Genomic DNA, 10,825 nt, shown 5'->3' with positions numbered 1-10,825 from the left:
AAACGGCTTGAGCCCTGTCGAATACAGGTCTCAAGCCGCCTAATTTGGTTTTCATTATTTGCCCTGTCTACTTGACGGGGAGCAGTTCAATGTGTCTCGGTCGTCCTTTTATATGTCTTCTCCATCCCACTCTTCGTGAAACTGCACCAAAAAGCGCTCCATAAAAGCATGTCGTGACATCGCCAATTGTTTCGCTTTAGCGGTATGCATCCTAGACGCCAGATTCAACAGTTTATCTTGAAAATGTTGTATCGCACTTTCTTCCGACAGATTGAGCGGTGTTCCGCGAGAACCAGCGAATTGGAATGTTCGCGCAATCCCAATGGCCCCGATGGCATCAAGACGATCGGCGTCCTGCAAAATTTCACTTTCGCGAGTCGTAGGCTGAATCCCTTTTGAGAAAGACACTTCATCGATTAAGGTCAGCACTAAGTTTGCTTGCTCTTCAGTGATTTCTAGAGAAGTCAAATGTTGTTTGACGAGTCCCTTCGGTCGACCGAGCTTATGGTCTTCCACGTCATGTAAATACGCAGCAAGGATGAGCACTGTCTCGTCGACAGGCTCATCCTTCATCAAACGCTCCACCAGTCGGACGACGCGCTCAATATGAGCGGTGTCATGCCCTGTATGGTCTTCTGCATGAATCTGTTCGACGAACGTTTTCGTCGCTTGTATCACATCCACGCTTAAATCTCGATCGTCGTGTTCGGTTCAATCAAAAGACCACGACGATGTAACTGGTCACAGAATGCCTGAGCGTCCTGCTTGATCGGCGGGAACGTATTAAAGTGGATTGGGACGACCCGTTTGGCTTGGAGCCACTGCGCCGCGTCTAATGCATCTGCAGGTCCCATCGTAAAATTATCTCCGATTGGAAGGAATGCGACATCGATTTCGAAACGTTCTCCGTACATTTTCATATCCGAGAACAGGCTCGTATCCCCAGCGTGATAGAGCGTCAGCTCATTCGTCTCGATGATGAATCCGGCTGGCATCCCCATATAGATCGGTGTGTCGCCCATATCGAAACTCGAACTATGGAAGGCTTGTGTCATCGTGACACGTCCGAACGGGAAAGCGTGTCCGCCACCGATGTTCATTCCGTGTACAGAAAATCCTTTCTTCTCATAATAGGTCGCGAGCTCATGCGTCGCCACAATCGTCGCACCCGTCTCTTTCGCGATCAATTCGACATCTTCGATATGATCAAAGTGAGCATGGGTAAGCAACAAATAGTCTGGGCGTAACGTGGAAGGGTCTACTTCCGTATGAGGGTTACTCGTCAAAAATGGATCAATCAACACGTTAACGCCATCGATCTCAAATCCTACTGTCGCGTGTCCATAATAAGTGATTTTCATGTGCATTCATCCTTCCTTCGTAAGTTCAGATTACAACACTTTTTCTAAGAATCGTTTCGCGCGGTCTGTCTGCGGGTTCAACAACAAGTCGGCCGGTTTTCCTTCTTCCATCAGAATTCCTTCATCAAGGAAGAGGACACGGTCTGCCACTTCACGAGCAAAGCCCATTTCGTGTGTGACGACGACCATCGTCATTCCTGTCTCAGCCAATCCTTTCATGACATCGAGTACCTCGTTGACCATCTCAGGGTCAAGTGCCGATGTCGGCTCATCGAATAGCATGACGTTCGGTTCCATCGCCAAAGCACGTGCGATCGCGACACGTTGTTTTTGTCCACCTGATAATTGGCTCGGGTAGGCGTCGATTTTCTCAGAGAGGCCGACACGTTCGAGCAGTTTTTTCGCACGTTCAAGAGCTTCAGCCTTACTGACTTTCAAAACATTGACCGGTGCATACGTCAAATTGTCCATTACGCTCATATGCGGGAAGAGGTTGAACTGTTGGAACACCATCCCGATATTTTGGCGAGCCTTCGCGACGTTTGCCCCTTTTTTCGTAAGTTCGAATCCATCCACACTGACCGTCCCGCTCGTCGGGATTTCTAGCATGTTCAAGCAACGCAGAAATGTCGATTTACCAGACCCAGACGGTCCGATGACGGCGACCACTTCACCACGTTCAATCGTCGTCGTGATTCCCTTCAATACTTCTAAGTCACCAAATTGTTTGTGTAGGTCTTTAACTTCGATCATCTTCCATCACTCTTTCTTAACCGTTTTTCTAGACGTTGTCCAAGATACGTCAAGATCATCACTATCGTAAAGTATATCACACCGGCGAATAGAAGCGGTTCGAAGTAGATTGCCTTCTGCCCACCGACAATCTGTGCCCGGCGCATAATGTCGAGTACGCCGACCGTCGAGACGAGTGCCGACTCTTTCGTCAATGTAATCATCTCGTTGACGAGGGCGGGCAAGATATTCTTGAACGCCTGCGGCAAGATGATTGAACGTAATTGTTTGACGTATGGGACACCTAAAGCATCAGATGCTTCCCATTGGCCTTTATCGACCGCTTGAATACCAGCACGAATAATCTCTGAAATATACGCCCCTGAGTTCAATGAAAAGGCGATGACTGCCGATTGATATGGCGTCGTGATATAGCCAGTCAATTGTGGCAACCCGAAGTGAATGATGGCAAGTTGCAAGATGAGTGGTGTCCCACGGAATACAGCCGTGTATGCATGTCCAATAAAATTGATGAGACGATTCGGTACGATTTTCAGTGTTGCAACGACAATACCAAGTGAAATCCCGATCAATGCCGAGACGATGACCACTTGGAACATGACTGGAATCCCTTCAAGTATGTAAGGAATCGAATCATAAATCCGGCTAAAATCCATTGTAAGTTCCTCCTAAAAAAGGGCTGACCGATTCATCTTCAGTCAGCCTCGTACGATTCATTATTCGGCTGGTGCAGCCTCTTCTTCAAACCATTTTTGTGCTAACTCTTCGATTTCTCCACTGTCGATCATCTTCTTCAACTCTTCGTTGAATTGATCGCGGAGTTCATCGTCTTTACGGAAGGCAGCAGCAGAGCCCGCTTCTTCTTCGTCCACGATTTCAAATGTTGTCAATTCGCTGTCTTGCTCGAGGTATTTCTTTGCGACCGTATCTTCGATGACCATTGCGTCAATACGTCCTGTCTTGATTTCCTGGATGATCTCAGGAATCTTGTTCAATGAAATGATTTCAGCGTCTGCGATTTGATCCTGTGCGATTCCTTCTTGAATCGAACCAAGCTGGACACCAATCTTTTTGCCTTTCAAATCTTCAAGTGATTGAAGTGAATCATCTTTCGATAAGATCAAGTTCACCGCTGTGAAATAGATATCCGAGAAATCGGCATTTTCTTTACGTTCTTCTGTCGGTGTCATACCAGCCATGACGAAGTCGACACGACCCGCGTTTAGGGCTCCGAGCAAGCTTCCGAAATCCATATCTTCAATTTTCAACTCATATCCCATGTTTTCTGCCACTTTTTTGGCGATGTCGATATCAAATCCGACGATCTCGTCGCCATTCGCTGTGTCGACGAATTCATACGGGAAGTAATCGGCACTCGTACCCATGACGATGACTTTGTCATCCTCACCATCGGTCGATGTCGATCCTCCTTCGTTCACGTCTGCTCCACATGCGACTGAGAACGCGGCCAGTCCTGCTAAACATAATGCTAGAAAACCTTTTTTCATCTTCATCTCCCTTTCGTAATTGAATGATAATTATCAGAACTTTAACAAAATTATGACATATGTGTGAACGTAACTCAACTGTTCTATGACACATCAGTTGTCCGACTTGTGTCTCCAACCACTATATACACATAATTATTACTTGTAAAGTATATTCATGCAATTTATACAAAAAAAGAAGGTCACATCCGCTCGAAAGCGAAATATGTGACCGTTCCGTTGTCGCGAGACCCATATGGTTGGACCTGTTTGACGGATGACATTGGGATGGCACTATACACGTGCGGATAACGTTCCCCGTCCTCATCTAACTCATAATGTAACAGTTGCCCAAGACGATTGACGTAAAGGGAGACGAGAACGACCGCTTCTCCCGCATACGACGCTTTGACGACCTTTCCAATCTGTTGCGGCGTACAACATTTAATCGTTCCTTCCGATTGAAGAGACGGTTCATTGATTTCACCGCGTGACAGGGCAATCATATATTCTGCCTCCGTCATAATTTTGATGACTGGTTCCATATACACTGCCCCTTTTCACAAAAGCGCAAAGGCAATGCCTTTGCGCCGTTGCTTGATTATGCGAAGTAGATATCGAACAATGTTTGTAATTGGTCGACAAGTTCTTCCGCAGTTGACGACTCGATTTCACTACGCTCTACCATCGTCACGATGTTTCCATCCTCGAGGAGGGCAATCGATGGTGAAGACGGTGCATATCCTTCAAAATACTCACGTGCACGATCTGTCGCTTCACGGTCTTGACCTGCAAACACGGTCACGAAATGGTCAGGTTTTACACCTTCCATCTTGTTTACGTAAGCAGCGGCCGGACGAGCGATCCCGCCTGCACAACCACATACCGAGTTAACGAGTACAAGTGTCTTCCCTTCTTTTTTCAGTGCCCCGTCTACTTCTTCCGGTGTCGTGAGCTCTGTGTATCCTGCAGCACGCACTTCGTTACGCGCTTGTTCGACTACATCTTGAAAATATAATTGAAAATCCATGTTGTTTCCCCTTTCGACATTTCGTCTATACTCTCTTATTTTACGTCTTGTTCTACCTCGAGGACAAGTCTATCGCTCAATTCACGTTCTAAGAACGGATCTGCCTGTAACATTTGTTTAAAGGCGAGGTAGCGCGCCTTCGTCTCAGCACTCGCTTTACGATTCGTCAAATACGCACGAATCATGATGTTCTTCGGTGTATGCTCGAGGTCGATGAACTCCAGTAACTGAGCTTCATAACCGACAAGCCCAAGAAGTTCAGCCCGAATCGAATCTGTCGCCAGCGAAGCGAATCGTTCTTTGATCAATCCATGCTGAAGCATCACGTCTAGATTCGGTGCTTGAAGTTGACGATTTAACTCCTTCTGACAGCAAGGAACACTCAAGATGACTTTCGCCCCCCAGCGGACGGCACGGGCCAATGCCATGTCGGTCGCCACGTCACATGCATGAAGCGTCACGACCATATCGACAGCTGTCTCCCCTTCATATTCATTGATGTCTCCAACTAAGAACTCAAGTCGCTCATATCCTAAGTCTTTCGCAATCGATGCACATTCTTCGATGACTTCTTTTTTCAAATCGAGACCTGTGATATGAACATCATATCCTTTCATCTCGTGTAAAAAGTGATAGAGCGCGAACGTCAAATACGACTTCCCTGAACCGAAATCCAAGATTCGGACGGTACGGTCTGTCGGCAAGTGTTTAAGCGAGTCCTCAATGAACTCAAGGAAGCGGTTGATTTGTTTAAACTTGTCATACTTTTGACGCTTCACTTTCCCATCACTCGACTGAATGCCGAGTCGAATTAAGAATGGGACTGGTTCGTCAAGTGGTAGCACATATTGTTTTTCCCGATTGTGGCTCAACTGAATTTCTTTTTGAGCTGTCTGTCTCTCTTTATAGGTCACTTTAAATTTTTTGGATAACTGAAATTGAAGGTCAGACTCTTTTAATTGAAATTGCCCCTGTCTGAACGTTTCAAGAAGGTCGAACAATTCTTTTACAGCCTCATCCGGTGGTAAGTTTTTATGGTTCATCACCCGTTCGTACTGATATTCGAACTGGATGTGGTATGCATTCCGAAGCATGACCGGTTTCAATTTGACGCGTCTGAGATCACTTGATTTTTGACGGGGTTGACTGATTGTCGCCGACACGAGATGATTTGATTGGATCACGTCTTCGAGACGTTCTTGTAACGCTTTATATTCCAATGGATTCAATCCTTTTTTAGAAATTTTGAAACATATCGTTTCACCTGTCCGTACATACTATTACACGAAGACGACGTTACGTCAAAGGAGGATACACATATGTTTAAAAAGATTTTATCATCAATCGGAATCGGTGCCGCAAAAGTCGACACACGTTTGAATGAAAGCCATTGTACACCCGGTGGTGAACTCAATGGAGTAGTCCATGTAGAAGGAGGTTCAGTCGAACAGTCGGTCGATAGCATCTATCTTTTCTTCAACACGCTGTATAAACACGAAGTTAACGACAAGTCGACATACTCGACGTTTACGATTGAAAAGATTTTATTGAATGAGGCTCCATTTATGATCGGACCTGGAGAAGTGAAAGAGATTCCGTTCACGGTCAACGTCCCGTTCAATACCCCACTCTCTGTCAGCCAATCAAAATCATGGATTGAGACCGGGCTTGATATCGCCCAAGCCGTCGACCCAAAAGATGAAGATGCGATTACCGTTCAACCAAACGCTGCACAACAAGTCATTTTAGACGCGATGGACGAACTCGGTTTCCGTCTCAAGAAAGCCGACACAGAGATGCTCCCGGCACGCCATCGTTCAGGTCGTCTTCCGATTGCACAAGAACTCGAATATTCAGCGAACGGCTCACGTTTAGGGCGTCAGTTAGATGAAGTCGAAGTCGTCATCTTACAAGAAGAGGATTCGATTGAATTACTCATACAAGTCGACCGCAGTGTCCACGATTTCGGTAGTCTCTTCGCTGATTTGACGGGAACGGACGAGTCGACACATCGTGTGCGATATGACGTCGCGCGTTTATCAGTTGCCGAAGTCCGTCGCGACATCGAATCGATGATTGAACAATCGATTTGAGGAACTCACTGACACGCCATTTCTATGAATGGCGTGTTTTTCTGAGGTATTGAATTTGATAATCCATTATTTTACAATCAACATATGGAATCAACCCTTTTCTGGAGGTGACTACATCTTGTTTGCTTTAATAATGATTGGGAGTTTCGGTCTTGCAACGCTTGCCTTACCGATTCTAGAGACTAGTCTTTCTGATTCACTCGCTTTCTTCACGCTTGGTGGGCTCGAAGTGTTGATTGGTTTGATTGCCATGCGTCTCATGCGCAATCCGTCGTCAAACGCCTTATCCTTCATGAAGTTCATGCCCTATCTTGTACTATTGATTCATTTCCCTGCCTCACTCCTTTTGCTTTGGATTTCTTCGGTCAGACATGATGGGGTCTCTGCATTTTCATTAAACTATGTCTTCATATACTGGATGTTCCTGCTCCTGTTCGTCGTGATCAGCAGATTGACGTACCGTGTCCATCAACGACGATTTCAGAATGCCCTTGATTAGAAAGGATGATTCAACGTTGGATTTACTTCAGTTACTCCAAGACCGAGCAATAATCCCACTTACACTATTCGCGACGCTCGGCCTATTCAGTCTCGTGTTTGCATTTTCACTCTATAAATCCAAACAACGACTCTCTAAGCGACTCGTCACAATAGGCATGTCCTTGTCGTTCCTTCTCTTACTGATCTCAGCCTCAAGCTTCGTCTTCACGGTATTCCTTGGCTATAACTCATGAAAAATGGAGGCGCCCCACTGGGAGCGCCTCCATTTTTTTCAATATACGGTATATGTGTTCGGGTCGATCGACTCGAGCGATTGTTTGATTGCTTGCAAGAACTGACCTGCGACGAGACCGTCGAGGACACGGTGGTCGACCGACATACAAAGGTTGACCATATCGCGTGCCGCAAACATTCCATTCATCCATACCGGACGCTTCACGATCGACTCGACTGAGAGGATTGCCGCTTGTGGGTAGTTCAAAATCGGTGCCGATTGGATCGAACCAAATGCACCTGTGTTGTTGATGGTGAACGTCCCACCACGCATCTCTTCTGCCTTCAAACGGTTCTCACGCGCTCGCGTTGCCACGTCTTGAAGGGCCACGGCGAGACCTTTGATGTTCTTCTCATCCGCTTGGCGAATGACCGGTACGTAAAGGGCGTCGTTTGCCGCGACGGCTACCGAGAGATGGATGTCTTGGTGAACTTTGATGTGATCTCCTGCCCACTCCGAGTTCATCATCGGATACTTCTTCAATGCTTCGATGGCAGCCTTCATGAAGAACGGCATGAACGTCAATTTGACGCCTTCCCGTTTCATGAACTCGTCTTTCAATTTCGCACGGGCTTCAACGAGGTTCGTCACATCCACTTCAATCATGAGCCATGCGTGTGGCGCCTCATGCTTCGAGCGGACCATATTGTTCGCAATCGCTTGACGTACCCCGGCTGTCGGAATCGATTCATAACGTCCAGATGACGTCGATGATGATGCGACCGGTTGTGACGGTTCAACGACAGGACGTGGCGCTTCAGTCGGAACGTCCATCTTTGTTTGTACCATCGTCTCTTGGACAGGTGCTTGTGTCGCTTTCTCAGGAGTCGATGCCGGACGTCCTTCTGATAAGTAACGAAGAATATCTTTCCGCGTGATCCGACCGCCTAGACCGCTTCCGCTCAGTTCATTCAAATCGATATCATTCTCGTTGGCGAGTCGGATGACAGCAGGTGAGTATCGACCGTTTCCACTCTGTTTTTTCGGAGTAGTGGCGACCGCTTGCTTAGAGACGGGTTCTGCAGGTGTCGTTTCTGCAATCGGTTCGGTCTTCGTCTCAACTACAGCTTCCTCCGCACTTTCAACTTCCATCGTCAATACCGGGGTCCCGACGCTGACAGTCTCCCCTTCTGGAATGAGAAACTCTTTGACGACTCCCGCACTAGTCGCCGGAATCTCGGCCGTCACTTTATCCGTCATGACTTCCGCGAGTGGTTCATACTCTTCCACACGGTCGCCCGGTTTGACGAGATAGGTCGTGATTGTGCCTTCTGTCACACTCTCCCCAAGTTGGGGCATGGTAATCGTTTGTTCCATGGAGATGCCTCCTTAAAACGCCGCGAGCTGACGCGCCCGCTCGGCAATTTTTTCTGGGGATACGATAAAGAATTTTTCCATCGGTGGTGCATACGGCATAGCCGGCACATCAGGACCTGCTAAGCGTTCAATCGGCGCATCGAGTTCGAAGAGCGCCTTCTCCGCGATAATCGCCGCCACTTCTCCGATGATGCTTCCTTCTTTGTTATCCTCCGTCACGAGTAACACTTTACCCGTCTTCTTGACCGATTCAATGATCGCTTCTTGGTCGAGCGGGTAGACGGTACGAAGATCGAGGATGTGCGTGCTGATTCCTTCTTCTTCGAGCGTTTTCGCTGCTTCTTGTGCCATATGCACGCAAAGACCGTATGTGATGATCGTGATATCGTCACCTTCCCGTTTAACCGCAGCCTTACCGATTTCAACCGTGTATTCGTCCGTCGGCAAGTCTGCCTTCAAAAGACGATAGGCGCGCTTATGCTCGAAGAAGAGAACAGGGTCGTTCGAACGGATTGCTGCTTTCAACAACCCCTTCGCATCGACTGGGTCAGATGGAATGACGACTTTTAGACCTGGCGTCGAACTGAACATCGCCTCGACCGATTGCGAGTGATAGAGTGCCCCGTGAATGCCACCACCGAAAGGAGCTCGGATGACCATCGGACAGGTCCAATCGTTGTTTGAGCGGTATCGAATTTTTGCCGCTTCCGATACGATTTGGTTCACTGCTGGCATGATAAAGTCTGCGAATTGCATTTCTGCAATCGGACGCATGCCGTACATGGCAGCCCCGACTCCTACACCGGCAATCGCACTTTCAGCGAGCGGTGCGTCGATGACACGGTCTTCACCATACTTCTCAATCAGCCCTTGCGTGGCACGGAATACACCACCACGTACGCCGACGTCTTCCCCGACGACGAAGACGTTTTCGTCGCGCTCCATTTCCTCATGAATCGCTTCATTGATCGCTTCGATAAACGTTTTCATCATTTTTCCTCCTCATAGACGTAATCTAGTGCAGATTCAGGCGATGCATACGGTGCTTTGTCCGCATATGTCGTCGCTTCATTCACTTCAGCATCGATTTGTGCATCGATTTCAGCAAGTGTCTCCGCCGTTGCGATTCCGTCGTTTACAAGTCGTTGACGGAACAATTGAATGCCATCCCGCTCTTTTAATCCAGCCAATTCTTCAGCTGAACGGTACGCTTTGTCATCGTCATCCGATGAGTGTGGCACGAGACGTTCAACTTCTGCTTCGATTAATGTCGGTCCTTCTCCGCGAAGTGCACGTTCACGCGCTTCCTTCACGACCGCATAGACGGCGATCGGGTCTGTCCCGTCGACTGTCACACCTGGCATGCCGTAACCTTTTGCACGGTCTGATACGCGCTCACATGCTAACTGTTTCGTAAGCGGAACCGAGATCGCATACTTGTTGTTCTCACAGAACAAGATGACTGGCAACTTGTGGACACCTGCAAAGTTTGCGCCTTCGTGGAAGTCACCTTGGTTTGAAGAGCCTTCTCCGAACGAGACGAAGGTGACGAGTTCTTCTTTTTTCATCTTCGCCGCAAGTGCAATCCCGACCGCATGAGGGACTTGTGTCGTAACCGGAGATGAACCCGTCACGATGCGATGTTCTTTCGAGCCGAAGTGACCAGGCATCTGACGACCACCCGAATTCGGGTCTTCCGCTTTCGCAAATGCCGATAACATCAAGTCTCTTGATGTTTGACCGAAGTGAAGGACGACTGCCACATCACGATAGTAAGGCAAGACGTAGTCGATTCCTTTTTCGAGTGCGAACGCCGCACCGACTTGCGCCGCTTCTTGTCCTTGACATGAGACGACGAATGGGATTTTCCCGGCGCGGTTCAACTTCCACATCCGTTCATCAATCTTACGGGCACGTACCATCGTTTCGTACATCGCCAATAAATCTTGTTTCGTTAAACCAAGCTCTTCATATGAGTTTACAGTCATCTGTTCCATCCTTGTTCCTCC

The 10,825-nt window shown here is 47.8% G+C and carries 14 protein-coding genes; 3 read left to right on the top strand and 11 right to left on the bottom strand.

The window, feature by feature from the left end:
- Positions 1-108 precede the first annotated feature (108 nt).
- From KNO92_RS14005 to KNO92_RS13970, 8 genes are all read right to left on the bottom strand, one after another.
- Positions 109-684, bottom strand: coding sequence for an HD domain-containing protein (locus tag KNO92_RS14005; RefSeq protein ID WP_214692890.1), 576 nt, complete (start codon positions 682-684; stop codon positions 109-111).
- Positions 685-686: 2 nt separating this feature from the next.
- A complete protein-coding gene (locus KNO92_RS14000) occupies positions 687-1,361 on the bottom strand; it encodes a metal-dependent hydrolase (protein ID WP_214692892.1) in 675 nt (224 codons plus the stop codon).
- Positions 1,362-1,391: 30 nt separating this feature from the next.
- Positions 1,392-2,114, bottom strand: a complete 723-nt coding sequence (locus tag KNO92_RS13995) for an amino acid ABC transporter ATP-binding protein (protein ID WP_214692901.1) — start codon at positions 2,112-2,114, stop codon at positions 1,392-1,394.
- Complete coding sequence (locus KNO92_RS13990) at positions 2,111-2,770, bottom strand: amino acid ABC transporter permease (protein ID WP_012726548.1); 660 nt, start codon at positions 2,768-2,770, stop codon at positions 2,111-2,113. The genes KNO92_RS13995 and KNO92_RS13990 overlap by 4 nt, the downstream gene beginning before the upstream one ends.
- A gap of 60 nt (positions 2,771-2,830) precedes the next feature.
- Positions 2,831-3,622 carry a transporter substrate-binding domain-containing protein gene (locus tag KNO92_RS13985; RefSeq protein ID WP_214692908.1) on the bottom strand — a complete coding sequence of 264 codons (792 nt, stop codon included), beginning with the start codon at positions 3,620-3,622 and terminating at the stop codon, positions 2,831-2,833.
- Positions 3,623-3,804: 182 nt separating this feature from the next.
- Positions 3,805-4,146, bottom strand: a complete 342-nt coding sequence (locus KNO92_RS13980) for a DUF952 domain-containing protein (RefSeq protein ID WP_214692910.1) — start codon at positions 4,144-4,146, stop codon at positions 3,805-3,807.
- A 56-nt stretch (positions 4,147-4,202) separates the two neighbouring features.
- Positions 4,203-4,631, bottom strand: a complete 429-nt coding sequence (locus KNO92_RS13975; protein WP_012726551.1) for a BrxA/BrxB family bacilliredoxin — start codon at positions 4,629-4,631, stop codon at positions 4,203-4,205.
- Positions 4,632-4,666: 35 nt separating this feature from the next.
- Entirely contained in the window at positions 4,667-5,851 is a 1,185-nt protein-coding gene (locus KNO92_RS13970) for a class I SAM-dependent methyltransferase (RefSeq protein WP_214761804.1), read from the bottom strand.
- A gap of 99 nt (positions 5,852-5,950) precedes the next feature.
- On the opposite strand from KNO92_RS13970, the gene KNO92_RS13965 reads away from it, so the two are divergent.
- From KNO92_RS13965 to KNO92_RS13955, 3 genes are all read left to right on the top strand, one after another.
- Positions 5,951-6,724 (top strand): sporulation protein, encoded by a 774-nt coding sequence (locus KNO92_RS13965; protein WP_214692914.1) that lies wholly within the window; start codon positions 5,951-5,953, stop codon positions 6,722-6,724.
- Between the two features lie 118 nt (positions 6,725-6,842).
- Positions 6,843-7,223 (top strand): hypothetical protein, encoded by a 381-nt coding sequence (locus tag KNO92_RS13960; protein WP_214692920.1) that lies wholly within the window; start codon positions 6,843-6,845, stop codon positions 7,221-7,223.
- Between the two features lie 16 nt (positions 7,224-7,239).
- Positions 7,240-7,458 (top strand): hypothetical protein, encoded by a 219-nt coding sequence (locus KNO92_RS13955; RefSeq protein ID WP_214692922.1) that lies wholly within the window; start codon positions 7,240-7,242, stop codon positions 7,456-7,458.
- Between the two features lie 38 nt (positions 7,459-7,496).
- Here KNO92_RS13955 and KNO92_RS13950 read toward each other — a convergent pair whose 3' ends face one another.
- The 3 genes from KNO92_RS13950 to KNO92_RS13940 are packed head-to-tail and all read right to left on the bottom strand — an operon-like array spanning position 7,497 to position 10,813.
- Positions 7,497-8,816, bottom strand: coding sequence for a dihydrolipoamide acetyltransferase family protein (locus tag KNO92_RS13950; protein ID WP_251125248.1), 1,320 nt, complete (start codon positions 8,814-8,816; stop codon positions 7,497-7,499).
- A 12-nt stretch (positions 8,817-8,828) separates the two neighbouring features.
- On the bottom strand, positions 8,829-9,806 hold the full coding sequence (locus KNO92_RS13945) for an alpha-ketoacid dehydrogenase subunit beta (protein ID WP_012726557.1): 978 nt from the start codon (positions 9,804-9,806) through the stop codon (positions 8,829-8,831).
- Positions 9,806-10,813: a thiamine pyrophosphate-dependent dehydrogenase E1 component subunit alpha gene (locus KNO92_RS13940; RefSeq protein WP_374193974.1), complete on the bottom strand. Its 1,008-nt coding sequence runs from the start codon at positions 10,811-10,813 to the stop codon at positions 9,806-9,808. Before KNO92_RS13940 ends, KNO92_RS13945 begins: the two co-directional genes overlap by 1 nt.
- Between the last annotated feature and the right edge of the window lie 12 nt (positions 10,814-10,825).

Source organism: Exiguobacterium sp. s129, assembly GCF_018617585.1.
Classification (GTDB): Bacteria; Bacillota; Bacilli; order Exiguobacteriales; family Exiguobacteriaceae; genus Exiguobacterium; species Exiguobacterium aestuarii_A.
Note: the sequence above shows the minus strand (reverse complement) of the source record. Positions and strands in the feature narration are given on the sequence as shown.